Raw genomic sequence first — 26,311 nt, forward strand, 5'->3', positions numbered from 1 at the left:
CCCGCCCCCGCCGCGGGCGTCGCAGGGGGGGGGGGGGGCCGGGGGGGGGGGGGGCCCCCCCCCCCCCCCGCCCCCCCCCCCCCCCCCCCCCCCCCCCCCCCCCCGCGGCACTCCACCCGCCTAGGCGGCCAGGCCCCGGCGGCGCAGCAGCGGCGCGGGGTCGGCGTCCCGGCCGCGGACGGCGCGGAACGCCTCGAGCGGGTCGACCGACCCGCCGACGGCGAGCAGCCGGCCGCGGAAGACGTCGCCGTTCTCCCGCCGCAGCCCGCCGTTCTCCTTGAACCACTCGACGGTGTCGGCGTCGAGCACCTCGGACCAGATGTAGCTGTAGTAGCCGGCCGAGTACCCGCCGGCGAAGACGTGCTGGAAGTACGTCGTCCGGTAGCGCGGCGGCACCAGTGGGTGGGCGACGCCGGCCTGCTCCAGCGCCCGGCGCTCGAACTCGGCGGGGTCGCCGATCTCCGTGTCCGGGGTGATCCGGTGCCAGGCCTGGTCCAGCAGCGTGGCGGCCAGGTACTCCAGCGTGGCGAAGCCCTCGCCCCACAGCGCCGCGGCGTCGATCGCCTCGACGACGGCGGCCGGCAGCGGCTCCCCGGTCTCCACGTGCCGGGCGTAGTGCGCGAGCACCTCCGGCCACAGCGCCCACATCTCGTTGACCTGGCTGGGGAACTCGACGAAGTCCCGCGGGACGGCGGTGCCGGCGAACCGCGGATAGGTCACCGCGGACGACAGCCCGTGCAGCGCGTGCCCGAACTCGTGGAACAGCGTGTTGACCTCGTCGAGGGTGAGCAGCGTCGGCCGGCCCTCCGCCCCGCGGGTGATGTTGAGGTTGTTGACCACCACCGGCTGGGTGCCCAGCAGCCGCGACTGCGTGACGAACGAGCTCATCCACGCACCGCCGCGCTTGCCCTCGCGGGCGAGGTAGTCGCCCAGGTAGAGCCCCACGGTCGCGCCGTCGGCGTCGCCGACCTCCCACACCCGAACGTCGGGGTGGTAGCCGGCCAGCTCCGGACGGGGGGTGAACCGGTAGCCGTAGAGCAGTTCGGCGGCGCGGAAGACGCCGTCGACGAGCACCCGGTCGAGCTCGAACCACGGGCGCAGGGCGGTGGTGTCGACGCTGTAGCGCTCCGCCCGCACCAGCTCGCTGTAGTAGGCCCAGTCCCAGGCGGCGAGGTCGGTCACCCCGTCGCGGGCGGCGACCTCGGCCAGCGCCTGGGCCTCGGCGTCGGCGTTGGCCACCGACGGGCCGACCATCGAGGCGAGCATGGCGTCGACCGCCGCGGTGCTGCCGGCGGTCTGGTCGGCGAGGACGAGGTCGGCGTGGGTGTCGAAGCCCAGCAGCCGCGCCCGCTCGGCACGCAGCCGGGCGATCCGGGCGGCGACCGGGCCGTTGTCGTGCTCGCCGGCCGACGCCCGGCCCACCGACGCCTCGAACACCCGTCGCCGCAGCTCCCGGTTGCGCAGCTTGGCCAGCACCGGCTGACCGGTGGGCAGCAGCAGGGGCAGCAGGTGGCCGGAGCGACCGCGATCGGCGGCGGCACCGGCGGCTCCGGCGATCTCCTCGGGGCTGAGCCCGTCGAGGTCGGCGGCGTCCTGCACCTCGACGGCGGCGGCCTCGGTGGCCGCCTGCAGGTTCTGCCCGAAGGTGGTGGACAGCTCGGAGAGCTCGCGGTTGAGCTCGGTCAGCCGGGCGCGGCCGGCCTCGTCGAGCCGCGCGCCGGAGAGCACGAAGTCCAGGTGGTAGCGCTCGACCAGGCGCAGCGCCTCGGCGTCCAGGCCGGCGTCGGCGCGCCCGGCGTGCACCGCGTCGATCCGGGCGAACAGCTCCGGGTCCAGCCGCAGCGCGTCGGCGTGCGCGGCCTCCAGCGGCGCGAGCTCGCGCTCGATCTCCCGCAGCCGGGGCGTGGACAGCGAGGAGGCGAGGTTGCCGAAGACCGCCTCGGCCCGGCGCAGCAGCCGGCCGGAGCGCTCGAGGGCCACCACGGTGTTCTCGAACGTCGGCGGCTCCGCCGAGCCGGTGATCGCGGCGACCTCCGCGCGCTGCTCGGCCATTCCGGCGAGGACGGCCTCGCGGATGTGCTCGAGCGAGATGTCGGCGAACGGCGGCAGCCCGAACGGCAGCGGCGAGGGGGCCAGCAGCGGGTTGTCCGAGGACGGGGCGGCGGGGGCGGTGTCGGCGCTCATCGCCATCCATCCTGCGGCATCACATCGCGGTCCTCCGGACCGCACCGCGGCCAGGTGCCGTCCCCGGCCACCGAGGAGCCCACCCCGCCGCTCCTCGCGGAGGCCCCCCACTCCTCCCGGCGAGGACGGGCGCGTACCTCCCCTGCCCGTCCTCGTGCTCTGCCCACCGGTGGGGGCAGAGCACGAGGACGCACGAGAACAGGTACCGCGGACCGCCCGGACCTCAGCGGCTGGCAGTGCGCTGGTACGTCCGCACCGCCAGCGGCACGAACACCGCGACGATGACCGCCGCCCAGATCAGCGAGTACGCCACCGGGTTCTGCAGCGACCACGCGTCGGGCGCGGGCAGCCCCGGCACGGTGTTGCCGAACAGGTCGCGGGCGGCCTGGACCACCGCCGACACCGGGTTCCACTCGGCGAAGGTGCGCAGCACCGACGGGAAGGTCTCCAGCGGCACGAAGGTGTTCGCGATGAACGTCAGCGGGAAGATCACGATGAAGCTGGCGTTGTTGACCACCTCCGGCGTGCGCACGAGCAGGCCGACCAGCGCCATCAGCCACGAGACGGCGTAGGCGAACACCAGCAGGACGACGAAGCCCAGCAGCGCCTCTCCCACCGAGGTGTGGATCCGCCAGCCCACCGCCAACCCGGTCAGGGCCATCACCACGATCGACAGCGCGTTCAGCGCCAGGTCGGCCACGGTGCGCCCGACCAGCACCGCCGACGGCGCCATCGGCAGCGAGCGGAACCGGTCGATCAGCCCCTTCTGCAGGTCGTCGGCGATGCTCGCGCCGGTGATCGTCGACCCGAACACCACCGTCTGCGCGAAGATCCCGGGCAGCAGGAACTCCGCGTAGTTCAGGTCGCCCGGCACGTCGATCGCGCCGCCGAACACGTAGCGGAACAGCAGCACGAACATGATCGGCGAGAGCGTGGCGAACACGATCAGGTCGGGCACCCGCTTGACCTTGATCAGGTTCCGGCGGGTGATCGTCAGGCCGTCGGCGACGGCCATGCCCAGAGCGCTCATCGCGCACCTCCCGACACCGCGGCGGGTTCCGGTTCGCTGCCGGCGGCCTCGCGCTCGACGTCCTCGGCGGCGTGGCCGGTCAGGCTGAGGAAGACGTCGTCGAGGTCGGGCCGGCGCAGGCCGACGTCGAGCACCTCGACCCTGCTGCCCTCCAGCGCCGCCAGCGCGGCGGCCAGCGACTCGGTGCCGCCGCTGACCGGCAGGGAGACCGTGCGGGTCTGCTCGTCGACCTGCGGCTCGCCGGCGGCCAGCGGGGTGAGCCGGCGGACCACCTCGGGCACGTGCTCGGCGCGGCCGACGGTCAGCTCCAGCCGCTGCCCGCCGACCTGCGCCTTGAGCTCGTCGGCGGTGCCGCGGGCGATGACCTGGCCGCGGTCGATGACGACCATGCGGTCGGCCAGCCGGTCGGCCTCCTCCAGGTACTGGGTGGTGAGCAGGATCGTCGTCCCGCCGCCGGCGAGGTCGGCGATGAACTCCCACATGCCCAGCCGGCTGCGCGGGTCCAGGCCGGTGGTCGGCTCGTCGAGGAAGAGCACGCGGGGACGGGCGATGAGCGAGGCGGCGATGTCCAGCCGCCGGCGCATGCCGCCGGAGTAGGTCTTCGCCGGGCGCCCGGCGGCGCCGGTCAGGTCGAACCGCTCGAGCAGCTCCGCCGCGCGCGCCCGGGCCTCGCGCCTGCCCAGCCGGTAGAGCCGGCCGACCATCTCCAGGTTCTCCGAGCCGGTGAGGTATTCGTCGACCGCGGCGTACTGGCCGGTCAGCCCGATCGCCGCGCGCACCGCCGCCGCGTCGCGCACGACGTCGAGCCCCACCACCTCCGCCCGGCCCTCGTCGGCGCGCAGCAGCGTGGTCAGGATGCGGACGACGGTGGTCTTGCCGGCACCGTTGGGCCCGAGCAGGCCCAGCACGCAGCCCTCGGGGACCGTGAGGTCGACCCCGGCCAGTGCGGTGTTGGCGCCGAAGCGCTTGACCAGACCCTCGACGACGATGGCGTCGCTCATGACCGGCACGCTAGGCCTGGGTAGCGACACTTCCCGACCGGTTTTCCCACTCCCCCGAGCGGTCGTGGCACGCGCACGTCGTCCGTCCTCTCGTCTGCCGGGCGCGCCGGTGCGCGGCCCCGGAGGGGTGGACCGCCGGGGTCCGCGGAACTCATCGCGGCGGCGGCGGTCCCGCCGTCCGGCGACGGGGTCCCACCAGGGCGTCAGTCGTCGTACCTTTGGCGAGGTGACGGACCCCGCCGCCCAGGCACCCGCGCCCCCTGCCCCCACCACTCTCGGCGAGCTCCGCGCCAGCGGGGCCGCCTTCCGGCCGGTCAAGGCCGAGATCCGCGCCAACCTGCTCGCCCGTCTCGGCGCCGGCGAGCCCTCCCTCCCCGGCATCGTCGGCTTCGACGACACCGTCGTCCCCGAGGTCGAGCGCGCGCTGCTCGCCGGCCACGACCTGGTCCTCCTCGGCGAGCGCGGGCAGGGCAAGACCCGCCTGATCCGCACCCTGGTGGGCCTGCTCGACGAGTGGACGCCGGTGCTCGTGGGCAGCGAGCTCAACGAGCACCCGCTGCACCCGATCAGCGTGTGGGCCCACCGGCAGATCGCCGAGCACGGCGACGCCACCCCGGTCGGCTGGCTGCACCGCAGCGAGCGCTTCGGCGAGAAGCTGGCGACCCCCGACACCAGCGTCGGCGACCTGATCGGTGACGTCGACCCGATCAAGGTGGCGGAGGGCCGCACGCTGGGCGATCCGGAGACGGTGCACTACGGCCTGGTGCCGCGCACCAACCGCGGCATCTTCAGCGTCAACGAGCTGCCCGACCTCGCCGAGCGCATCCAGGTCGCGCTGCTCAACGTGCTGGAGGAGCGCGACATCCAGATCCGCGGCTACCGCGTGCGGCTGCCGCTGGACCTGCTGCTCGTGGCCAGCGCCAACCCCGAGGACTACACCAACCGCGGCCGGATCATCACCCCGCTCAAGGACCGGTTCGGCACCGAGGTGCGCACGCACTACCCGATCGAGCTGGCCGACGAGATCCGGCTGCTGCACCAGGAGGCGCACACCAGCGGCCTGGGCGCCCCCGAGGACCGCTCGACCCTCGACAGCCCCGTCGTCCCCGAGCACCTGGTCGAGATCGTCGCCCGGTTCACCCGGCTGGTCCGCGAGTCCAGCCACGTCGACCAGCGCTCCGGGGTCAGCGCCCGGTTCGCCATCGCGGCGCTGGAGACCGTGGCCGCCTCCGCCGTCCGCCGCGCGGCGGTGGCCGGCGAGACCCGGCCGGTCGCCCGCGTCGTCGACCTGCCGTGCGTCGTCCCGGCCAGCCGCGGCAAGGTCGAGTTCGCCGACGCCGGCAGCGACCCGGACGACGACCGCGAGCTGGAGGTGCTCGAGCACCTGCTGCGGCAGGCGACCGCGCAGACCTTCCGCGCCCGCTGCGCCGGGCTGGACCTCACCGGGCTGCAGGAGCACTTCACCGGCGGGGAGACCGTCGAGTCCGGCGAGCTGGTGCCGGCCGCCGCGCTGCTGGGCCAGCTGGGCACCATCCCCCGGCTGGCCGAGCTGCTGGGGCGGCTCGGCGTGCCCGAGGGCGAGCAGTCGGCCGAGCAGGCCGCCGCCGCGGTGGAGTTCGCCCTCGAGGGCCTCTACCTGACCCGGCGGCTGGCCAAGGACACCGACGGCGCCCGCACGGTGTACGGGGCCTGACCGTGGTGCGCCGGCCCGGGAAGGGCTACCGGTACGGGCGCTGGCGGGGCGGGCCCGACCCGCTGGCGCCGCCCTACGACCTGGGTGAGGCCGTCGACGAGCTCGGCGACTCGGTCCTCGCCGGCAGCGGCGTGCGCGAGGCGCTGCGCGAGCTGCTCCGCCGGGGGCTGGACGGCCGGCGCGGGCTGGACGAGCTGCGCCGGTCGGTGCGCGACCGGCTGCGCCAGGCCCGCACCGCCGGGCGCATGGACGGCACGCTGCAGGAGGTGCGCGAGCTGCTGGACCGCGCGCTGGACGCCGAGCGCCGGGAGCTGTTCCCCGACCCCGACGACGGCGCGCGGCTGGCCGAGGCCGAGCTCGACGCCCTGCCGCAGGACACCGCGGGCGCCGTCCGCCAGCTCAAGGACTACCCGTGGCGCTCGGCGGAGGCCCAGCAGGCCTACGACCAGATCCAGGACCTGCTGCGCCGGGAGGTGCTCGACAGCTCCTTCGCCTCGATGAAGCAGGCGCTGGAGAACGCCGGCCCCGAGGACATGCAGGCGGTCAAGGACATGGTGGCCGACCTGTCGCAGCTCATCGACGCGCACAACCGCGGCGAGGACACCGACGAGCAGTTCGCGCAGTTCATGGACGAGCACGGCCAGTTCTTCCCCGACGACCCGCAGTCGGTCGAGGAGCTGATCGACTCCCTCGCCCGCCGGGCGGCCGCGCAGGAGCGCATGATGGCCGGCCTCTCCCCCGAGCAGCGGGCCGAGCTGGCCGACCTCATGGCCCAGACCATGCAGGACATGGGGCTGGCCAGCGAGATGGCGCACCTGCAGGACGCGCTGCGCCAGGCCCGTCCCGACCTGCCGTGGGGGCAGCGCGGGCAGGTGCCCGACGGCCAGCAGGCCCTCGGCATGGGCGACGCCACCACCGCGGTCGCCGAGCTGGCCGACCTGGAGGCGCTGTCCAACCAGCTCTCCCAGGGCTACGCCGGCGCCTCGCTGGCCGACGTCGACGAGGAGCTGCTCGAGCGGGCGCTGGGCCGGCCGGCGGTCGACGACCTGGCGGCGCTGCGCCAGCTCGAGCGGGAGCTGGAGCGGCAGGGCTACCTCAACCGCAGCGAGGGGAAGCTGGAGCTCTCCCCCAAGGCGGTGCGCCGGCTGGGCGCCACGGCGCTGCGCCGGGTGTTCGCCCAGCTGGCGTCCACCGGCCGCGGGGAGCACGACGTCGCCGACGCCGGCGCCGCCGGGGAGCTGACCGGCGCCTCGCGGGAGTGGCGGTTCGGCGACGAGCAGCCGCTGGACGTCGTCCGCACGGTGCGCAACGCGGTGCTGCGTACCGCCGGCGAGCCGCGGGGCGAGGCCGAGCGCCGGGTGCGGATCGCGGTCGAGGACTTCGAGGTCGTCGAGACCGAGCGCCGCACCGGGGCCGCGGTCGCGCTGCTGGTCGACCTCTCCTACTCCATGGCGCTGCGCGGCACGTGGGGTGCGGCGAAGTCGACGGCGATGGCCCTGCACTCGCTGGTGACCACCCGCTTCCCGCAGGACGCGATCCAGATCATCGGCTTCTCCTCGACCGCGCAGGTGCTGCGGCCGGAGACGCTCGCCGAGCTGTCGGTGGACACGCTGCAGGGCACCAACCTGCAGCACGGGCTGATCCTGGCCCGGCGCTTCCTGGCCCGGCACCGCGACGCCGAGCCGGTGGTCCTCGTGGTCACCGACGGCGAGCCGACCGCGCACCTGGAGGACGACGGGACGCCGTTCTTCTGCTGGCCGCCGATGCCGGAGACGATCGCGCGCACCGTGGCCGAGGTGGAACGGGTGGCCCGCTCCGGCGCGACCATGAACGTCTTCGCGCTCGATCCGGAGCCGGGCCTGGTGCAGTTCGTGCACGACATCACCCAGCGGGCCGGTGGCCGGGTGTTCACCCCGGACAGCGACCGGCTGGGCGAGTACGTCGTCGCCGACTACCTCCGCGCCCGCCGGGGGCGGCGGGCCCGCTGAGCCGGGCCCGCCCGCCCCGGCGGCGTCAGCCCCGCGGCGGGAGCGGGTGCGCCCCGCTGGAACTGATCCCCGGGATGGCTCCGGCGCGGAAGGCCTCCACGAACAGCCGGTGGTCCTCCTGCGCCCGCCGCGCGTAGCCGTGCGCGAAGTCGACCAGGTCGGCCACGAACTCCTCACGGCGACCGCCGACGAGGTCGGTCACCGCCTCCTCCGCCTGGAACGGGACCAGCTCGTGGTCGCTGTCGGCGTCGCCGACGCAGTGCATCTTCGCCGTGGCGCGCCCCAGCTGGGCGAGCACCGGAGCGATCTGGTCGGGCTCGGTCAGCTCCTCCCACTCCAGGTCCACCTCGTAGGGCGAGAGCTCGGCGACGACGAACCCGACCCCGTCGATCTCGGTGTGGCCGAGGAACTGGGAGGCGTTGGCCTGCAGCGCCCGCTGGCTGACCGCCGTCCGGTGCCCCTCGTGGCGGAAGGCCGCGCGGACGGCGTCGTCGCGGACGATCCGGCTGGGTGCGGCGACGTTGCCCTGCTTGATCGAGAGGACGACGTCGTTCTCCAGCGCCTGGTCGTAGCCCTCCAGCAGCACGGTGTAGGCGGGCAGCCCGGCGCTGCCGATGCCGAACCCGCCGGTGCCGATGACGTCCTTGACGTCGTAGGCGACGTCCCGCCGGCGGCGCGGCGGGACGACGGTGTGCCGGTACTCCTCCACCGCGGCCAGCACGCGGTCGCGCTCGGCGTCGTCCAGCCGGCGGGCCCGGCCGCCGTCGGCGAAGCGCCGCTGGTAGCCCTCGACGACGGTCAGCCGGTCCAGCAGCGACGCCCGCGTGCGGGCCGTGCTCTGCAGGATGGCCTCCCGGACGGCGCCCTCGGTGTTCTCGCGGGTCAGGGCGAACGAGCGGTCGTCGTCGGAGCGGGTGAAGGCCTGCACCTGGTCCAGGTAGGCGGTGAGGTAGGTGGCCAGCAGGTCGCCGATGACGTCGTCGCCGAGCGCCTTGCGCCAGGCCAGGAGGGCGAAGCTGGCGACGAAGCGGCGCAGGTCCCAGCTGAGGTGGCCCAGGTAGGCCTCGTCGAAGTCGTTGACGTCGAAGACGATCCGCCCGGCGCCGTCCATGTAGGTGCCGAAGTTCGCCGCGTGCAGGTCGCCCTGGATCCACACCCGGCTGGTGCGCTCGTCGCACCACCGGTCGTCGAGGCCGGCCATGTCGGCGTAGAACAGGCAGGCGCTGCCGCGGTAGAAGGCGAACGGGTCGGCGGCCATCTTCCGGAACTTGGTGCGGAAGGCGTCGGGATCGGCGGCCATGAGGTCGGCGAAGGCCTCGACCAGCACCTCGACGATGAGCCGGGAGCGTTCATCCGCCGTTCCGGCGGGGGTGACCCCACTGGGGGAGAGTGGCACGGAGGAACCGTAGGGGCCAGCTAGCCTGCCTGGGCAGGAAGGTTGCACCACGAGAGCATGCGGGGGCGGCGGTGACTGGCACGAGCACGGCACGGCGGCTGGCCACGGGCGTCGCCTACGCCGGCGGAGGGGTCGGGCTGACGCTGGCCGGCCTGGTGGCGCTGCTGCGGGGTGAGGCCCGCGCGGCGCGCCGCAAGGTGGCGGCGCGGACGGCGAAGCAGCCCCCGCCCTCGGGCGACGGCGTCTACGGCCGCGGGCGGGGCAAGCCGATCGTGCTCGCCGTCCTCGGCGACTCCACCGGGGTCGGCCTCGGCGTCGAGCGCGCCGCCGAGACCCCCGGCGTCCTGCTCGCCGCGGCGCTGGCCGAGCTCGCCGAGCGGCCCGTCCGGCTGGTCCGCCTGGCGGTCTCCGGCGCGGAGTCCGTCGACCTCGACGAGCAGGTCGACCAGGCGCTGCTGGAGAAGCCCGACGCCGTGGTGATCATGATCGGCGCGAACGACGTCACCACCCGCACCAAGCCCGCGGTGTCGGTGCGCCACCAGGCCGACGCCGTCCGGCGGCTGCGGGCGATCGGCGCCGAGGTCGTCGTCGGCACCTGCCCCGACCTGGGCACGATCCGCCCGATCGGCCAGCCGCTGCGGCTGCTGGCCCGGCGCTGGAGCCGGCAGATGGCCGCGGCGCAGACCGTCGCGGTCGTCGCCGAGGGCGGCCGGACGGTCTCCCTCGGCTCGATCCTGGGGCCGTCCTTCGCCCGCGACAAGGCGCTGTTCAGCGTCGACGAGTTCCACCCGAGCGCGCACGGCTACGCCGCCGCGGCCGCCGTCCTGCTGCCGCCGCTGGCCGACGCCCTCGGTGTCTGGCCCGCCGGCGCGGGCCGGCGCGGGCTGCGCCGCGACTCCGTCCGCCCGGTCGCCGAGGCCGCGGCCAAGGCGGCCGGCCGCACCGGCACCGTGGTGCAGGCGACCGAGGTGCGCGGGTCGGACACCGGTCCGCGGGGGCCGTGGGCGCTGCTGCGCCGCACCCGCCCGCCGGAGATGCCCTCGGCCGACGAGGCGGCGCTGGAGAAGCAGCCGGAGGAGCCGGCGGTCCGCTGACCCGGCCCTCCGGAGTCGTCGGCGCCCGCGTAGCTACTCGGGGGTAGTTTCGCGGTGACCGCACCCCCTCGCCGTGGAGGACCCCATGCCCGAAGCCGTCATCGTCGCGACCGCGCGCTCGCCCATCGGCCGCGCGTTCAAGGGGTCGCTGAAGGACCTCCGGCCCGACGACCTGACCGCCACCATCGTGCGGGCGGCACTGGACAAGGTGCCCGCGCTCGACCCCACCGACATCGACGACCTGATCCTCGGCTGCGGCCTCCCCGGCGGGGAGCAGGGCCACAACATGGGCCGCGTCGTCAGCGTGCTGCTGGGCATGGACCACCTGCCGGGCACCACGATCACCCGGTACTGCTCCTCGTCGCTGCAGACGACCCGCATGGCGATGCACGCCATCAAGGCCGGTGAGGGCGACGTCTTCATCTCCGCCGGCGTGGAGATGGTCTCCCGCTTCACGAAGGGCAACAGCGACTCGCTGCCCGACACCCACAACCCCGTCTTCGCCGACGCCCAGGCCCGCGTGGCCAAGACCGCCGAGAGCGGCGCGGAGACCTGGACCGATCCGCGCGACAACGGGGAGATCCCCGACATCTACATCGCGATGGGGCAGACGGCGGAGAACCTGGCGCTGATCAAGGACGTCTCCCGGCAGGAGATGGACGAGTTCGCCGTCCGGAGCCAGAACCTCGCCGAGCAGGCGATCGCCGACGGGTTCTGGGCCCGCGAGATCACGCCGGTGACCACGCCCGACGGCACCGTCGTCAGCACCGACGACGGCCCCCGGCCGGGCACCACCCTCGAGGGCATCTCCGGCCTCAAGCCGGTGTTCCGCCCCGACGGCCGGGTGACCGCCGGCAACGCCTGCCCGCTCAACGACGGCGCCGCCGCGGTGGTCGTCATGAGCGACACCAGGGCCCGGGAGCTGGGGCTGACCCCGCTGGCCCGCATCGTCTCCACGGCGGTCACCGGCCTGTCGCCGGAGATCATGGGCTACGGCCCGGTCGACGCCTCGAAGCTGGCCCTGCAGCGGGCCGGCATGACGATCGGCGACATCGACCTCGTCGAGATCAACGAGGCGTTCGCCGCCCAGGTCATCCCGAGCTACCGCGACCTGGACATCGACATCGACAAGCTCAACGTGCACGGCGGCGCCATCGCCGTGGGCCACCCGTTCGGCATGACCGGCGCCCGCATCACCGGGACGCTGATCAACGGCCTCCAGACCAAGGACAAGACCTTCGGCCTGGAGACCATGTGCGTCGGCGGCGGCATGGGCATGGCGATGGTCCTCGAGCGCCTGTCCTGAGCGAGCGCCCCCACGACGCACAGTGGCCCGGCCCCCGTAAGGGGACCGGGCCACTGGCTCTCTCGGCCCCGCTGCAGGAGCCCGCGCCGAGCGTGCGAGGCGTGGGGGCAGCGGGGTCCTCGATCAGTCGCTCTGGAGGTACGACAGCAGCCGCAGGATCTCCAGGTACAGCCAGATGACCGTGACGAGCAGGCCGAAGGCGACGTACCAGGCGAACTTCGCCGGGGCACCGCGGCGGATGGCCTCGTCGGCCATGTCGAAGTCGAGCAGCAGCGAGAACGCCGCGATGCCGATCACGACCAGGCTGAACAGGATGGCGATGGGGCCACCGGAGCGGATGCCCAGCGGGTCACCGCCGGCGAAGATGCCGACGACGAAGTTGACCAGCACCAGGGCCAGGACACCGAACATCGCGCCGACGACCCAGCGGGTCAGCTTCGGGGTGACCCGGATGGCGCCGGTCTTGTAGACGATCAGCATGCCGGCGAAGACACCGAAGGTGCCCACCAGCGCCTGCATCACGATGCCGGGGTAGACCGAGTTGAAGGCCTCGCTGATCGCACCCAGCGCGATGCCGTAGAGGGCGCCGTAGGCGAGGGTGGCACCGGCGTTGGCGACCTGCTTGAACGCGATCACCAGGCCGAGCACCAGCGCGATCAGCACCGCGGGCATCGCCAGGCCCCAGGCCAGCTCCTGCGGGAGCACCGCCCAGGTGACGGCGGCCGAGAGGACGGTGACGAGGAACGACAGGCCCGTCTTCTGGACGACGTCGTCCATCGTCATGTAGCGGGTGGTGGTGCGCGCGTACGGCGCCGGAGCGGCGTACGGGTCCTGCGTCGGGGCGCCGTACGGCGAGGGAGCCCCGTACTGGGGGGCGGCTCCGTAGGCGCCGTACTGCTGCTGCGGGCCGGCAGCAGCGTTGGCGAAGCCCCGGCCGAAGACCGGGTTGTGGCTGGGCATCGTCATCTCCTCGAGGTGACTGGCGGTCCGTGGGGTCTACGGTCCTGCACCCCACTCGTCCAGGTCAACGCCGGAAGGGCCCTGCGCGTTCCTGGGCGGCGACGTTCCCTCGCGCGGGTGGGGCGGGAGGGGTCAGGGCAGCGCGTGGGTCCACACCACGGCGGTGGGAGCCAGGCTCTCGTCGGCCACGTAGCCGGTCACCAGCAGCGCGCCGTCCACGGGGACCGCGGTCGCGGCGTGCCCGCGCTCGGCCAGGTACTCCGGCTCGGCGAGCTCGCCGGTGGCCAGGTCGACGGTCAGCAGCAGCGGCTCGGAGACGTCGCTGTCCTCCCCCGCTCCGCCGACCACGAACGCCTGCCCGCCCGCGGCGTCGACGGCCAGGCCCTCGAGGTCCAGGTTGGGCAGCAGGTCGAAGTCGTCGACCGGCAGCTCGGCCAGCGCCCGGGACTCCGTGCCCTCCGGGGTCAGGACGTGCAGCTCGACGGCGTCGCGGTCGAGCAGCAGGTACAGCGCGCCGTCGTCGGCGAGCGTCGTCAGGACCGGCGCCCCGTCCAGGACGACCGGTGCCGCCGGGACGGCGGGCCGGTCGGCGGCCAGCCGGAACACCTCGGTGCGACCGCCGGCCGCCGCCAGCACCACGACCAGCTCCTCGCCGTCCGGCGTGGCGAACAGGTCGACGGCCGACGAGTCCGCCGCGGTCGGAAGCGCGACCCGGCCGTCGACGGCGCCGGTGGCCGGGTCGATCCGCACGAGCGCCGGCGGGCCGTCCGAGCCCTCGACCAGCGCCAGCAGGTGCTCGCCGTCCGGCGCCAGGACGGCGGACACGTCCCAGGGGTGCAGGACCGGCACCGGGGGGTCGGTGGGACGGGTGGCCACGGGGTCGACCGCGTCGGCGTCGCCGCCGGGCGGCACCAGGGCGACGCGCAGCACCGGATCGGCCTCGCGCAGCGCCAGGACCGCCACCGAGCCGTCGTCGCGCGGCAGGGCCGCGGCGGCGTCGGCGGTCAGGTAGCTGCGGGAGACGACCTCGCCGTCGCGCACCCGCACCACCCCGGACTCCGACGCGTCGCCCACGAGCACCACCCAGCTGCCGTCGCCGGCGAACTGCAGGTCGGTGGCGTACTCGAGGCTGCCGCCCTGTCCCGGCTGCGCCGGGATGCCCACGTCGACCGCGCGCGGGGCGCCACGCTCGTCCGGGGCCGGGAGGGCGGTGCCGGAGCACCCGGCGGCCAGCAGACCGGCGGCCAGGACGACGGCGGCGCGGCGGGCGCTCACGACAGGCTCCACAGGACGGCACGGGCGGTGCCGGCGGTGTCGTCCCCGGTGCCGGCGACCAGCACCTCGTCCCCGGTGGCCACGACCGCCGTGGCCAGGCCGTACCCGGCCAGCTCGACCGGCTCCCCGACCGCACCGTCGGCGAGGTCGACGCTCGTGACCGTCGGCATGCGGTCCGCCCCCGTCCGCCCGGCCAGGACCACCCGGTCGCCGCCGGGGTCGACGGCGAGGGCACGCACCTCGTCGTACGGGTCGTCCGGCAGCTCCACGACCACCTCGGTGCCTCCTCCCCCGACGCGCACCAGCTCCGGACCGGTCGCCGCACCGCGGTCGACCAGCAGGTACAGCGCGCCGTCGGGCCCGGCGGCGGGGGCGGTCAGCGGAGCTCCGGCGACGGCGACGGGCGGGCCGGCGTCGGACAGCGTGGCCGCGTCGACCTCCCGCACCTCGGTGCCGCCGTCCGCCGTCTCCAGGGCCACCACCAGGCGCTGCCCACCGGGGGCGACGGCCACGCCGACCGGGGAGCTGCCCGGCGCGACCTCCCGCTGGGCGAGCAGCGCGCCGGTGTCGGGATCGACCGCGGCCAGCCAGGCCGCGGTCTCGCCGCGGCGCACGCCGCCGCTGAAGGCCAGGTACAGCGTCTCCCCGTCCGGGGAGATCGCGGCGGTCACCGGACGCTCCGCGGAGGCACCCAGCGCCGGCTGCACCTCCCGGACGGTCACCTCGTCCTCCTGGCCGGCCGGGGGCACCACGGCGACGGCGAAGGCGGTGGACGCGTCCTCCGACACCGGCAGCACGAACGAGCCGTCCGGTCGCGGCAGCACCGCCCAGGCGTGCTCGTCCAGCGGCGTGCCGCCGGCCACCGCGCCGTCGCGCACCTGCACCAGCCCGGAGTCTGCCGCGCCCTGCACGAGCACCGCCACCGTGCCGTCCGGGGCGACGGCGACGGCGTCGGCCAGCCGGAGCTCGCCGTCCTCCTCGCTGTCCAGGGAGACGTCCAGCCCGCCCTCGAGCGCGGCCGGCGCGGCGGGATCGGCGGTGCAGGCGGCGAGCGCGGCGACGCCGAGCGCGGCGGTGCACCAGAGGCGGAGGGATCGCATGCCCACACCCTCGGCCGCCCTCCTTGGGCCGCACTTGGGTGCTCCTGGGAGCCGGTGCCCCCGGTGGGATTCGAACCCACACTCGGACCCTTTTAAGGGGCCTGCCTCTGCCGGTTGGGCTACGGGGGCGCCGGTCGCACGGTAGTGCCCGCGGGGCCCGGCGGCAGCGACCCGGTTCAGTCGCCGGCGGCGGCGAGCTCCGTCGCCCGGCCGAGGACGGCGTCGAGCATCGGCTCGGTGAGCTTGCCGGTGAAGGTGTTCTGCTGGCTGACGTGGTAGCTGCCCAGCAGGGTCAGCGGCCCGCGCGGCCCCTCGAGCGGAACCTCGACGCCGTGGCCGAACGCCGGCCGCGGGCGCGGCAGCCGGTACCCCGCCTCGGCCAGCACCGGCCACAGCGCCGTCCACCCGAAGCCGCCGAGCACCACGACCACGCGCAGCCGCGGCAGCAGCGCCAGCTCCCGCGCCAGCCACGGGGAGCAGGTGTCGCGCTCCTCCGGGGTGGGCGCGTTGGCCGGCGGCGCGCAGCGGACGGCGGCGGCCACCCGCACGCCGGTGAGCTCCAGGCCGTCGCCGATGTGCGTGGAGGTCGGCTGGTTGGCCAGGCCCGCCCGCCACAGGGCGGCGAAGATCCAGTCGCCGCTGCGGTCCCCGGTGAAGACCCGCCCGGTCCGGTTGCCGCCGTGCGCGGCCGGCGCCAGCCCGACGACGGCGATCCGCGCGTCGGCCGGCCCGAGCCCCGGCACCGGACGGCCCCAGTACTCCTGGTCGCGGAACGAGGCCCGCTTGACCCGGGCCACCTCCTCGCGCCAGGCGACCAGCCGCGGGCAGGCGTAGCAGCCGCTGATCCGGGCGTCGAGGACGGCGAGCTCGCGGGTGGCGCGCGCCGAGCGGGCCACCCCGGCGGGTGTGCGCGTCACCGGGAAGCCCCCGGCGTCCAGTGGCACCGGACCCCGCTACGCCCGGGCGAGGGTGATCGCGATGCCGTCGAGGATGTCGTGCTCGCTGACCACCACGTCGTCGATCGCGAGGGCGTCCATGACGACCCGCAGCACCAGGGCGCCGGCGCCGATGACGTCGACCCGGCCGGGGTGCATGACCGGGAGGGCCGCCCGGCGCGCCCGGCTGGCGGTGAGCAGGCCGGCGCAGACCGAGCGGACGGCGGACACCGGGATCCGCGAGCCGTGGATCGCCGCGTCGTCGTACTCCGGCAGGCCGAGCGCGAGCGCCGCGACCGTGGTCACCGAGCCGGCCAGGCCGACCAGGGTGGCCGCCTCCCCGGCCGGCACCACCTCGAGCACCTGGGCCAGCGCGGCGCGGATGTCGGCCTCGCTGCGCTGGATCTCGTCGGCCGTCGGCGGGTCGCCGTGCAGGTGCCGCTCGGTCAGCCGGACGCAGCCGACGTCGACCGAGCGCGCCGCGTGCACGCCGTCGGCGTCCCCGAGCACGAACTCGGTCGACCCACCCCCGATGTCCACGACCAGGTAGGGCGGGCGCGGCGGGGGCTGCCCGTGCGCGGCGACCGCGGCGTCCAGGGAGGCGGTGGCGCCGACGAAGGACAGGTGCGCCTCCTCGTCGCCGGGGACGACGTCGGGCAGCCGGCCCAGCGTCGCCTGCACCATCGCCTCGAAGTCGGCGCGGTTGGCGGCGTCCCGGCTGGCGCTGGTGGCGACCATCCGCACCGCGGTGGCACCCAGCTCGCGGGCCTGCGCGGCGTACTCCGCCAGCACCCGCCGGGTCCGCTCGATCGCGGCGTCGGACAGCCGGCCGGTGGCGTCGACGCCCTCGCCGAGCCGGACGACCTCCATGCGGCGCAGCAGGTCGGTGTGCGCGCCCTCGGGCGGCACGTCGGCGACCAGCAGGCGGATGGAGTTGGTGCCGCAGTCGATCGCGGCGACGCGGGTCACGCGGTCTCCTCCCGGGCGCAGGGCCCGGAGGCCCACCACTCCCCCATCTCGGCCACCGCGCGGTCCCCGATCGGGTTCACGCCCGGGCCCACGGCCAGCGCGTGCCCGGCCAGCGCGTGCAGGCACTTGACCCGGTCGGGCATGCCGCCGGCGGTGGTGCGGGTGGGCAGCACGTCCTTGGCGTCCCGGGCGGCGAGGTAGGACTCGTGCGCGGCCCGGTACCGCGCCGCCAGCTCCGGGTCGGTGCCGAGCTCCTCCTGCCACTCGCGCATCCGGCCGGCGGACTCGAGCCGGCTGGCGGCGGCCGCGGCACGCGGGCAGGTCAGGTAGTACAGCGTCGGGAAGGGGGTGCCGTCCTCCAGCCGCGGCGAGGTCTCCACCACGTCGGGCTGCCCGCACGGGCAGCGGTGCGCCACCCCGGTCAGCGCCCGCGGGGGGCGGCCGAGCTGGCGGGCGACGATCTCCCGCTCCTCCGGGGTCACCGGCTCGCTCATCCGGTCGGCCCGTCCCCGTCGGCCGGCTGCAGGTCGTCGGCGGTGGCCAGCGAGCCCATCAGCGCCTCGTACCAGGGCTGGTCGGCGGGCTCGGCGGCGTCGGACACGGTGCCGGCGTCGCCCTCGGCGTCCTCGGCGTCGACGACCACCACGACCCGGTCACCGGGCTGCACGAGCAGGAGCCGCTCGCGGGCCTGCCGGCCGACGTAGGCCGGATCGGCCTGCGCCTCCAGCTCGGCCTGCCGGGCGGCGAGCTCGGCGTCCAGCTCGGTGCCCTCGGCGACCAGCCGGGCGAGCTCCGCCCGGCCGGCCAGGTACTGCCGGACCGGGCCGGCCAGCGTGAGGGCGAGCAGCAGCACCAGGCCGCCGAGCAGCACCGCGCGCCCGGTGAACAGCGGACGGCGGGGTGCCGCCGCGGCCGCCGTGCTGCCGCGCGCGGTCCGGCGCCCGGGACGGCGCTGCTCGGGACGGCTGGCCGCCGCCGTCCGCCCGGCCGGGACCGGCCGGGAGGCGGCGTGCGACAGCGGTCGCCCCGTGGACGCGCGCCGGCTCCCCCGGCGGCCGCGCGGACCGGTCACGGGGCTCAGGCGGAGGTGCCCAGGCGCGGGAAGGCGGCGGCACCGGCGTAGCGCGCGGCGTCGTCCAGCTCCTCCTCGATGCGCAGGAGCTGGTTGTACTTCGCCACCCGCTCGCTGCGCGCCGGGGCCCCGGTCTTGATCTGCCCGCAGTCGGTGGCGACGGCGAGGTCGGCGATCGTGGTGTCCTCGGTCTCGCCCGAGCGGTGGCTCATCATGCAGCGGTAGCCGTTGCGGTGGGCCAGGTTGACCGCGTCGAGGGTCTCGGTCAGCGTGCCGATCTGGTTGACCTTCACCAGCAGCGCGTTGGCCGCGCCGCGGTCGATGCCGTCGGCCAGCCGGGTCGGGTTGGTGACGAACAGGTCGTCGCCGACCAGCTGCACCCGGTTGCCGAGGGCCTGGGTGAGGGCGATCCAGCCGTCCCAGTCCTCCTCCGACAGCGGGTCCTCGATGGAGACGATCGGATAGGCGTCGACCAGCTCGCGGTAGTAGTCGGTGAGGTACTCCGCCGACCGGGTCTGGCCCTCGAAGTCGTAGCCGCCCTCGGCGTGGAACTCCGTCGCGGCGACGTCCAGCGCCAGCGCGATGTCGGTGCCCAGCGCGTAGCCGGCCTTGTCCACGGCCTCGGCAATGAGGTCGAGGGCGTCGCGGTTGCTCGGCAGGTCGGGGGCGAAGCCGCCCTCGTCGCCCAGCCCGGTGGACAGGCCGCGGCCCTTCAGCACCGCCTTGAGCGCGTGGTAGGTCTCGGTGCCCATCGCCAGCGCCTCGGCGAAGGTCGCCGCGCCGATCGGGGCGATCATGAACTCCTGCACGTCGACGTTGCTGTCGGCGTGGGCGCCGCCGTTGAGGATGTTCATCATCGGCACCGGCAGCACGTGCGCCGAGGGGCCGCCGACGTAGCGGAACAGCTGCAGCCCGGTGGACTCCGCGGCGGCCTTGGCCACCGCGAGGCTCACGCCCAGGATCGCGTTCGCGCCGAGCCGGGACTTGTCCGGCGTGCCGTCCAGGTCGATCAGCCGCTGGTCGATCAGCCGCTGCTCGCTGGCCTCGTAGCCGACCAGCTCGGGGCCGATGACGTCGAGGACGCCGTCGACGGCCTTGGTCACGCCCTTGCCGCCGTAGCGCTCACCACCGTCGCGCAGCTCCACCGCCTCGAAGGCGCCGGTGGAGGCGCCGCTCGGGACGGCCGCGCGGGCGATCGTCCCGTCGTCGAGGGCGACCTCGACCTCCACGGTGGGGTTTCCGCGCGAGTCGAGGATCTCCCGCGCGCCGACGGCGTCGATGCTGGCCACGGGGGCAGCCTAACCAGCCGCCGCGCGCGGGTCCGCCAGCCTCGCCCGTCAGCCCGCGCGGGCGGGCTCCGGCTGCCGGTCGGCGGCCTCGGCCTCGGTCGGTCCGGTGAACGCGCGCGACCGCTCCCGGCCCTCGCTGCTGCCGGTGAACAGCCCGGCGTTCGCGGCCGGCGGCGGCACGTCGCGGTCGCCGAGCGGCGGCGGGGTCGACGGCCGGCCCTCGTGGCGCACCCGGGGCAGGGCGTGCTCGTGCTCGCGCTGCAGCCAGACGACCAGCCCCTCGCGGACCTGGCAGCGCAGGTCGAACAGCGTCGGCCCGTCCTTGGCGCTGACCAGCACGCGCACCCGCACCAGCGTGCCGACCGCATCGGTCACCTGCAGCACCCCGACGCGGCGGTCCCACAGCTCGGAGGCGGCCAGCAGCCGGTCCAGCTCGCCGCGCATCCGGTCGAAGGGGGTGGTCCAGTCGACGTCGAGCTCGACGGCCCCGAGGACGGCGGACTCCTTGCGGGTCCAGTTCTGGAACGGCGTGGTGGTGAACCAGGTGGAGGGCAGCACCATGCGCCGGTCGTCCCAGAGGTGGACGACGACGTAGGTCAGCGTGATCTCCTCGATCCGGCCCCACTCCCCCTCGACGACCACGACGTCGTCGACGCGGATCGCGTCGGTGAAGGCCAGCTGCAGGCCGGCGAACACGTTGGCCAGCGACGTCTGCGCGGCCAGGCCGGCGACGATCGAGATGACACCGGCGCTGGCGAGGATGCTCGCGCCGGCGGCGCGGGCGGCCGGGAAGGTGAGCAGCATCGCCGCGGCGGCCAGCACCGCGATGACGACGACGGTCAGCCGGCGCAGCAGCGACACCTGGGTGCGCACCCGGCGGGCGTGCCGGTTGTCGACGACGTCCACGTCGTACCGGCTCAGGACGACGTCGCCCACGACGTACACCGCGACCGCGACCAGCCAGGCGACCGCGCCGATCAGCGCCAGGCCCAGCCCGCGCACCACCGGCTCGCGCCACGACCCCAGCGAGGAGGCCCCGTCGAGCACCGCCGTGAGCGCGACGAGCACCACGAGCAGCCGGAACGGCCGCCGGCCGCGGCGGGCGAGGTCGGCGACCACGGCGTTGCGGGCCCCGAGCCGGCCCAGCAGCGCGCCGAGGCCGGCGGCGGCCAGCCAGGCGGCGGCGACCACCCCCACGAGCACGAGCAGCAGCGCCCAGGTCGAGGAGGGCAGGACGGTGGACAGCGAGTCGGCGGCGGACGGTGGGGAAGACCAGCGCACGGGGTGGGCAGCTCCTTCGGGCGTCGGGCGCAGGCGGGCACGCGGCGGCTCCGGCCTGCGCGGGGAGGTCGCCCGCGCACGTCGCGGGCGGCGGGCGCGACGATGCGCTCCGCGGCCCCGGCCGATCGGCGGGGCTCTCCCCACGCTAGGGGCGGGCCCCCCGGGTCGTCATCCCGGAGGGCGTCGGTTCGGTCACCCCGCCGCGTGCGCCTCGGCGTCCAGCTCCCCGGCGTAGCGGCGGACCGCCTCCCGCAGCGCGTCCTCGACGTCCCACCCCCGCGCGGTCGCCGCGGCGACGACGGCGAGCAGCTGCTCCCCCAGGGCCTCGGGGCTGGTCACGGCCAGCTCGGCCGGCTCCGGGGTGGACAGCCCGGCCCGCCCGGCCCGGCGTACCAGCGCGGCACCCCAGGCGGCGGCGGGCTGGGAACGGGAGACGCCCTCGGTCGGCGAGCGGCGCTGCTTCTCCGCCTTCTTGATCTCCTCCCAGCCGGCCTCGACGCCGGCCACGTCGCGCGGCCCGGCGTCGCCGAAGACGTGCGGGTGCCGGCGGACCAGCTTGTCGACCAGCTCGCCGGCGACGTCGTCCACGTCGAACCGGCGGTCGGCGCCGGCCTCGGCGGCCACCCGCGCGTGGAAGATCACCTGCAGCAGCACGTCGCCGAGCTCCTCGCGCATGGCCGCCGGGTCGTCGTCGACGATCGCGTCGTAGGCCTCGTGCGCCTCCTCGAGCAGGTAGCCGCGCAGCGAGGAGTGCGTCTGCTCGGCGTCCCAGGGGCAGCCGCCCGGCGAGCGCAGCCGGTCCATGACCGCGACGACGTCGAGCAGGCGGGCGCCGGGCGGCTCGGGCGGGCCGGGCAGCGCGGGGGCTCCCCCGAGGCCGGCCAGCTCGTCCGGGGCGGCCAGGCAGACGACGTCGTCGGGGCGGGCCAGCGCCGCCGCCGCGTCGGGGACGTCGCCGACGGCGGCGCCGGCGGCGCGCAGCGCCGCGGCCGTGCCGGCGGCCCCGGGCAGGGCCACCACCGGGCGGTCGCCGCTCAGCGCGCGCCAGGCGTCGGGGCCGAGCAGGCCGGGGAGGCGGGGGCTGACGGGGACGGCGAGCGCGACGGGCACCCGGTCAGTCTGCCGCGCGGGCGCCGGACGGGTCGGTGCCGAGGATCTGCACGACGCCGCCCTCGCCGGCGACGACGCCGCCCTCCTCGTCCAGCGTGCCGAAGCGGGGGTTGACGGTGATGTCCAGGCCGTCCTCGAACTCCTGGACGACCGGCTGCGCCGCGGTGACCGCCTCGGAGAGCACCGCCGACTCGATCAGCGGCCGCACCTCCTCGAAGGAGGGCACCACCGTGTCGCCGACGACGACCACGAACACCCCGGGGATGCCCTCGACCTGCGTGGTGAACACCGTGCCGGCCGGCGAGGCGGCGACCTGGTCGGCCAGCGGCGGCGGGACGTCCTCGCGCGCGACGAGCTCGATCTCGGCCAGGGTCACCTCGCTGACGAACTGCGCGGCGACGGCCGGGTAGGCGGCCGGGTCGGCGGTGAGGTCGGCGCGCACCTGGTCGGCGACGGCCTGGTCCGGCGTGAGGACGTAGCCGAGCTCGACCTCGGCCGGCAGCTGGCCGCGGGCGGCGTCGTACCGGCTCTGCAGTTCCTCCTCGGTGGGCTCGGGGGCCAGCCCCTCGGCCTCGGCGATCTCCTGGAGGATCCGGAGCTGGCGGACCTGCTCGAGCACGTCGTCCCGGGTGAAGCCCTGGGCCGCCCGCTGCTCGAGGAAGGCGTCGGGGTCCTGGCCCTCGATGAGACCGGGCAGCAGGCCGGCCAGCTCGCCGGTGTCGACGCTGACCCCCCACTGCTCTGCGGCGGCGGTGTAGACCTCGGCACGGACCAGGCCGGTGAGCACCTGCCGGGTGTAGTCGGCGCCCTCGCCGGCGGTGACCCCCTCGGTGTCCCGGTGTGCCTGGACGGCGGCCTCCAGCTCGGCGACGGTGATCTGCTCGTCGCCGACGTAGGCGGCCACGCTGGGTTCGGTGCGGCAGCCGGTCAGGGCCGCGGCGGCGAGGAGCCCGAGGACGAGCGGAGCGGTCGGTCGACGCGTGCGCACGAGCGGGAGACTCCCACACCGGGTGTGACGGCCGCCGCAGGTGGAGTGGGAGGGACGCGTTTCCCGCGCCCTCCCACTCCGATCACGACGCCGCGGCGACGGGCTGCTCCAGCACGGCCTTCAGCACCGAGTGCAGGTTCTCCAGCAGCGCCACGTCGCGCAGCGGCGTCCGGCGGTCCGGGCCCACCGGCACCTTGAGCGAGATCGTCTCGGCGGCGGCCTTGTAGGTGGCGCCGTCGGCCAGCCGGGCCAGCCGCATCTGCTGGGACTCGCGCAGCGGCACCGGGCTGATCCGGATCACCCGGCCCTGCAGCGAGACCTCGGTGATGCCCAGCTTGCGCACCGCCGAGCGGAACCGGGCGACGGCGAGCAGGTTGAGCACCGGTGCCGGCGGGGCGCCGTAGCGGTCGGTCAGCTCGTCGAGCACCGCCTGCGCCTGGTCGTCGTCCTGCACCGAGGCGACCTTGCGGTAGGCCTCCATCCGCAGCCGCTCCCCCGGCACGTAGTCGTGCGGCAGGTGCGCGTCGACCGGCAGGTCGACCCGCACCTCGACCGGCTCGGCCGGCACCTCCTCGCCGGTGACCTGGGCGCGGTAGTCGGCGACCGCCTCGCCGACCAGCCGCACGTAGAGGTCGAAGCCGACGCCGGCGATGTGCCCGGACTGCTCCCCGCCGAGCAGGTTGCCCGAGCCGCGGATCTCGAGGTCCTTCATCGCCACGGCCATGCCGGCGCCGAGGTCGGTGTTGTGCGCGATGGTGGTCAGCCGGTCGACCGAGGTCTCGGTGAGCGGCCGGGTGGGGTCGTAGGTGAAGTAGGCGTAGGCCCGCTCGCGGCCACGGCCGACGCGGCCGCGGATCTGGTGCAGCTGGGAGAGGCCGAAGGTGTCGGCCCGGTCGACGATCAGGGTGTTGGCGTTGGGGATGTCCAGGCCCGACTCGATGATCGTGGTGGCGACCAGGACGTCGTACTCCTTCTCCCAGAAGCCGACCATGATCCGCTCGAGCTCGTGCTCCTTCATCTGGCCGTGGCCCACCGCGACGCGGGCCTCGGGCACCAGGTGGCGGATCTTGGCCGCGGCCTTGTCGATCGACTGCACCCGGTTGTGGATGACGAACACCTGCCCGTCGCGCAGCAGCTCGCGGCGGATCGCCGCGGCCATCTGCTTGTCCTCCCAGGCACCGACGTAGGTCAGCACCGGGTGCCGCTCCTCGGGCGGGGTGAGGATCGTCGACATCTCGCGGATGCCGGTGAGGCTCATCTCCAGGGTGCGCGGGATCGGGGTGGCCGACATCGACAGGACGTCGACCGCCGTCCGCATCGTCTTCAGGTACTCCTTGTGCTCGACGCCGAAGCGCTGCTCCTCGTCGACGATGACCAGCCCGAGGTCCTTGAACCGGGTGGTCGGCTGCAGCAGCCGGTGCGTGCCCACCAGCACGTCGACCTCGCCGGCGGCCAGCGCGCGCAGCGTCTCCGCGCTCTCGGCGTCGGACTGGAAGCGGGAGAGCACCTTGACGGTGACCGGGAACTGGGCGAACCGCTCGGAGAAGGTCTTGAAGTGCTGGTTGGCCAGCAGCGTCGTCGGCACGAGGACGGCGACCTGCTTGCCGTCCTGCACCGCCTTGAACGCCGCGCGGACGGCGATCTCGGTCTTCCCGTAGCCGACGTCGCCGCAGATGATCCGGTCCATCGGCACCGGCTTCATCATGTCGGCCTTGACCTCGTCGATCGCGGCCAGCTGGTCGGGCGTCTCCTGGAACGGGAAGGCGTCCTCGAGCTCGCGCTGCCAGACGGTGTCCGGGCCGAAGGTGTGGCCCTGGGTGGCCATCCGCGCGGAGTACAGCCGGATCAGCTCGGCGGCGATCTGCTTGACCGCCTTGCGCGCCTGGCCCTTGGTCTTCTGCCAGTCGGCGCCGCCGAGCTTGGACAGCGCCGGGGCCTCCCCGCCGACGTAGCGGGTGAGCTGGTCGAGGGCGTCGGTGGGCACGAACAGCCGGTCCGGCGGCTGGTTCCGCTTGGACGGCGCGTACTCGACGATCAGGTAGTCGCGCTGCCCGCCGTTGACGGTGCGGCTGACCATCTCGATGTAGCGGCCGATGCCGTGGTGCTCGTGCACCACCAGGTCGCCGGGCTGCAGCTGCACCAGGTCGACGGCGTTGCGCCGGCGGGCCGGCATCTTGACCGCGTCGCGCATCGTCGTGCCGCGCGAGCCGGTGAGGTCGTGCTCGGTGAGCAGCGCCAGGCCCACGCCGGGGAAGGCGAAGCCGGACTCCAGGTTGCCCTGGGTGATGTGCGCCAGCCGCGGCTCGGGGGCGGCGGCGAGGTCGGGCACCAGGCGGGCGCCGAGCTCGGCCTCGGCCAGCTGGTCGGCGGCACGCTGCGCCGGGCCGGGGCCGGCGAAGGTGACCACGACCGCCCAGCCGTCCCGCGTCCAGGTGCGCACCTGGTCGACGGCGCGGCCGACGTCGCCGGAGAACCGGTCGACGGTCGTCGCGTCGAGGGTGACGTGGGTGGCGTCGTCGTCCGGCTGGATGGTGAAGGCCCCGGCGGTCCACCACGGCAGGCCGCGGCCGCGGGCGGCGCTCTCGACGTCCTCCAGGTCGCGGAAGGACGACGCCCCGAGGTCGATCGGCGCCTGCCCGGCCTCCGCGGCGGTCGCCCACGACGCTGCGAGGAACTCCTCGGCGGTGCGCACGAGGTCCGCGGCGCGGCTGCGCACCCGCTCGGGGTCGCAGACCAGCACGTGGGTGCCGCGGGGCACCAGGTCGGTGAGCAGCTGCATCGGCCGGTCGCCGAGCAGCGCCGGGGTCAGGGACTCCATGCCCTCGACGGCGATGCCCTCGGCGAGCTTGCCGAGGATCTCCAGCAGCTCCGGGTGCCGATGGGCGAGCTCCGCGGCGCGGGCGCGGACGTCGTCGGTCAGCAGCAGCTCGCGGCAGGGCGGGGCCCACAGGCGCTCGGGCCGCTCGTCGAGCGAGCGCTGGTCGGCGGCGGAGAAGTAGCGCAGCTCGTCGACCTCGTCGCCCCAGAACTCCACCCGGACCGGGTGCGGCTCGGTGGGCGGGAAGACGTCGAGCAGGCCGCCGCGGACGGCGAACTCGCCGCGCTTCTCGACCAGCTCCACGCGGGTGTAGGCGGCGTCGGCGAGGGCACGGGCGACGTCGTCGAGCTCGGCGGTCTGGCCGGGGCGCAGCTCGACCGGCACGAGGTCGCCGAGCCCGGGGGCCAGCGGCTGCAGCACGCTGCGTACCGGGGCGACGAGCACGTCGACGGCGCCGCCGTGCTCGCCGGGGTGGGTCAGGTCGCGCAGCACCGCCAGCCGGCGGCCGACGGTGTCCGCCCGCGGGGAGAGCCGCTCGTGCGGCAGCGTCTCCCAGGCGGGGAAGACCTCGACCCGGCGGCCGGGCACGAAGCAGCGGAGGACGTCGGCGACGGCGTCGGCGTCCCGCTCGCCGGCGGTCACGACGAGGACGGGCACGCCCGCACCGGGCGCCGGTGCGGCGAGGGCCGCGGCCACCAGCGGCTGCACCGGCGGCGGGGCGGTGACCGTCAGCTCGGCCTGGCCGGCGGCGGCCACGACCGTGGCCACGGCGGGGTCGGTGAGGACGACGTCGAGCACGCCGCGCAGCGTCACGGGACAGCC

Annotated in this window: 20 protein-coding genes and 1 tRNA gene; 4 read left to right on the forward strand and 17 right to left on the reverse strand. The window is 75.4% G+C overall.

The window, feature by feature from the left end:
• Window positions 1–120: 120 nt before the first annotated feature.
• The 3 genes from ACI79R_RS15695 to ACI79R_RS15705 form a co-directional block, all read right to left on the reverse strand.
• Window positions 121–2,184: a M3 family metallopeptidase gene (locus tag ACI79R_RS15695; protein WP_456574576.1), complete on the reverse strand. Its 2,064-nt coding sequence runs from the start codon at window positions 2,182–2,184 to the stop codon at window positions 121–123.
• Window positions 2,185–2,407: 223 nt separating this feature from the next.
• Entirely contained in the window at window positions 2,408–3,214 is an 807-nt protein-coding gene (locus ACI79R_RS15700; RefSeq protein ID WP_456574577.1) for an ABC transporter permease, read from the reverse strand.
• Window positions 3,211–4,215, reverse strand: coding sequence for an ATP-binding cassette domain-containing protein (locus ACI79R_RS15705; protein ID WP_456574578.1), 1,005 nt, complete (start codon window positions 4,213–4,215; stop codon window positions 3,211–3,213). Before ACI79R_RS15705 ends, ACI79R_RS15700 begins: the two co-directional genes overlap by 4 nt.
• A 226-nt stretch (window positions 4,216–4,441) precedes the next feature.
• Here ACI79R_RS15705 and ACI79R_RS15710 point away from each other — a divergent pair, with 226 nt between their 5' ends.
• Together ACI79R_RS15710 and ACI79R_RS15715 are read left to right on the forward strand one after the other, a co-directional pair.
• On the forward strand, window positions 4,442–5,908 hold the full coding sequence (locus tag ACI79R_RS15710) for a sigma 54-interacting transcriptional regulator (RefSeq protein WP_456574579.1): 1,467 nt from the start codon (window positions 4,442–4,444) through the stop codon (window positions 5,906–5,908).
• A 5-nt stretch (window positions 5,909–5,913) separates the two neighbouring features.
• Window positions 5,914–7,896 (forward strand): VWA domain-containing protein, encoded by a 1,983-nt coding sequence (locus tag ACI79R_RS15715; protein ID WP_456574580.1) that lies wholly within the window; start codon window positions 5,914–5,916, stop codon window positions 7,894–7,896.
• 25 nt (window positions 7,897–7,921) lie between these two features.
• Here the strand turns inward: ACI79R_RS15715 and ACI79R_RS15720 are convergent, their stop codons facing one another.
• Complete coding sequence (locus tag ACI79R_RS15720; protein ID WP_456574581.1) at window positions 7,922–9,292, reverse strand: DUF2252 domain-containing protein; 1,371 nt, start codon at window positions 9,290–9,292, stop codon at window positions 7,922–7,924.
• Window positions 9,293–9,363: 71 nt separating this feature from the next.
• Between ACI79R_RS15720 and ACI79R_RS15725 the strand changes: the two genes are divergently transcribed.
• Both ACI79R_RS15725 and ACI79R_RS15730 read left to right on the forward strand, forming a co-directional pair.
• Window positions 9,364–10,386, forward strand: a complete 1,023-nt coding sequence (locus ACI79R_RS15725) for an SGNH/GDSL hydrolase family protein (RefSeq protein ID WP_456574582.1) — start codon at window positions 9,364–9,366, stop codon at window positions 10,384–10,386.
• An 85-nt stretch (window positions 10,387–10,471) separates the two neighbouring features.
• The gene (locus ACI79R_RS15730; protein WP_456574583.1) at window positions 10,472–11,692 is read left to right on the forward strand and encodes an acetyl-CoA C-acetyltransferase; all 1,221 of its coding nucleotides are present in this window, start codon (window positions 10,472–10,474) and stop codon (window positions 11,690–11,692) included.
• Window positions 11,693–11,815: 123 nt separating this feature from the next.
• On the opposite strand, the gene ACI79R_RS15735 is transcribed toward ACI79R_RS15730, so the two are convergent.
• The 13 genes from ACI79R_RS15735 to mfd all read right to left on the reverse strand — a co-directional run bounded on the left by ACI79R_RS15735 (window position 11,816) and on the right by mfd (window position 26,302).
• Window positions 11,816–12,652 carry a Bax inhibitor-1/YccA family protein gene (locus ACI79R_RS15735; protein ID WP_456574584.1) on the reverse strand — a complete coding sequence of 279 codons (837 nt, stop codon included), beginning with the start codon at window positions 12,650–12,652 and terminating at the stop codon, window positions 11,816–11,818.
• A 132-nt stretch (window positions 12,653–12,784) separates the two neighbouring features.
• The gene (locus tag ACI79R_RS15740) at window positions 12,785–13,927 is read right to left on the reverse strand and encodes a hypothetical protein (RefSeq protein WP_456574585.1); all 1,143 of its coding nucleotides are present in this window, start codon (window positions 13,925–13,927) and stop codon (window positions 12,785–12,787) included.
• Window positions 13,924–15,027 (reverse strand): hypothetical protein, encoded by a 1,104-nt coding sequence (locus ACI79R_RS15745; RefSeq protein WP_456574586.1) that lies wholly within the window; start codon window positions 15,025–15,027, stop codon window positions 13,924–13,926. Before ACI79R_RS15745 ends, ACI79R_RS15740 begins: the two co-directional genes overlap by 4 nt.
• A gap of 55 nt (window positions 15,028–15,082) precedes the next feature.
• Window positions 15,083–15,156 (reverse strand) — tRNA-Leu (locus tag ACI79R_RS15750).
• Between the two features lie 47 nt (window positions 15,157–15,203).
• Window positions 15,204–15,971: a uracil-DNA glycosylase gene (locus ACI79R_RS15755; RefSeq protein WP_456574587.1), complete on the reverse strand. Its 768-nt coding sequence runs from the start codon at window positions 15,969–15,971 to the stop codon at window positions 15,204–15,206.
• A 9-nt stretch (window positions 15,972–15,980) separates the two neighbouring features.
• Window positions 15,981–16,931, reverse strand: a complete 951-nt coding sequence (locus ACI79R_RS15760; RefSeq protein ID WP_456574588.1) for a Ppx/GppA phosphatase family protein — start codon at window positions 16,929–16,931, stop codon at window positions 15,981–15,983.
• Window positions 16,928–17,425: a DUF501 domain-containing protein gene (locus tag ACI79R_RS15765; protein WP_456574589.1), complete on the reverse strand. Its 498-nt coding sequence runs from the start codon at window positions 17,423–17,425 to the stop codon at window positions 16,928–16,930. The genes ACI79R_RS15760 and ACI79R_RS15765 overlap by 4 nt, the downstream gene beginning before the upstream one ends.
• Window positions 17,422–18,003 (reverse strand): septum formation initiator family protein, encoded by a 582-nt coding sequence (locus ACI79R_RS15770; protein ID WP_456574590.1) that lies wholly within the window; start codon window positions 18,001–18,003, stop codon window positions 17,422–17,424. Before ACI79R_RS15770 ends, ACI79R_RS15765 begins: the two co-directional genes overlap by 4 nt.
• Before the next feature lie 5 nt (window positions 18,004–18,008).
• Complete coding sequence (gene eno, locus ACI79R_RS15775) at window positions 18,009–19,292, reverse strand: phosphopyruvate hydratase (protein ID WP_456574591.1); 1,284 nt, start codon at window positions 19,290–19,292, stop codon at window positions 18,009–18,011.
• A gap of 48 nt (window positions 19,293–19,340) precedes the next feature.
• On the reverse strand, window positions 19,341–20,573 hold the full coding sequence (locus ACI79R_RS15780) for a mechanosensitive ion channel family protein (RefSeq protein WP_456574592.1): 1,233 nt from the start codon (window positions 20,571–20,573) through the stop codon (window positions 19,341–19,343).
• Window positions 20,574–20,765: 192 nt separating this feature from the next.
• Window positions 20,766–21,683: a MazG family protein gene (locus tag ACI79R_RS15785; RefSeq protein WP_456574593.1), complete on the reverse strand. Its 918-nt coding sequence runs from the start codon at window positions 21,681–21,683 to the stop codon at window positions 20,766–20,768.
• Window positions 21,684–21,687: 4 nt separating this feature from the next.
• Entirely contained in the window at window positions 21,688–22,671 is a 984-nt protein-coding gene (locus ACI79R_RS15790) for a peptidyl-prolyl cis-trans isomerase (RefSeq protein ID WP_456574594.1), read from the reverse strand.
• Window positions 22,672–22,753: 82 nt separating this feature from the next.
• Window positions 22,754–26,302, reverse strand: a complete 3,549-nt coding sequence (gene mfd, locus ACI79R_RS15795) for a transcription-repair coupling factor (RefSeq protein WP_456574595.1) — start codon at window positions 26,300–26,302, stop codon at window positions 22,754–22,756.
• Between the last annotated feature and the right edge of the window lie 9 nt (window positions 26,303–26,311).

Source organism: Blastococcus sp. SYSU D00820 (assembly GCF_054050695.1).

Coding starts and splice junctions, on each gene's coding strand:
- ACI79R_RS15700 (WP_456574577.1), bottom strand. CDS start 3,214: ATGAGCGCTCTGGGCATGGCCGTCGCCGACGGCCTGACGATCACCCGC.
- ACI79R_RS15765 (WP_456574589.1), bottom strand. CDS start 17,425: ATGAGCGAGCCGGTGACCCCGGAGGAGCGGGAGATCGTCGCCCGCCAG.
- ACI79R_RS15695 (WP_456574576.1), bottom strand. CDS start 2,184: ATGAGCGCCGACACCGCCCCCGCCGCCCCGTCCTCGGACAACCCGCTG.
- ACI79R_RS15745 (WP_456574586.1), bottom strand. CDS start 15,027: ATGCGATCCCTCCGCCTCTGGTGCACCGCCGCGCTCGGCGTCGCCGCG.
- ACI79R_RS15735 (WP_456574584.1), bottom strand. CDS start 12,652: ATGCCCAGCCACAACCCGGTCTTCGGCCGGGGCTTCGCCAACGCTGCT.
- ACI79R_RS15705 (WP_456574578.1), bottom strand. CDS start 4,215: ATGAGCGACGCCATCGTCGTCGAGGGTCTGGTCAAGCGCTTCGGCGCC.
- ACI79R_RS15730 (WP_456574583.1), top strand. CDS start 10,472: ATGCCCGAAGCCGTCATCGTCGCGACCGCGCGCTCGCCCATCGGCCGC.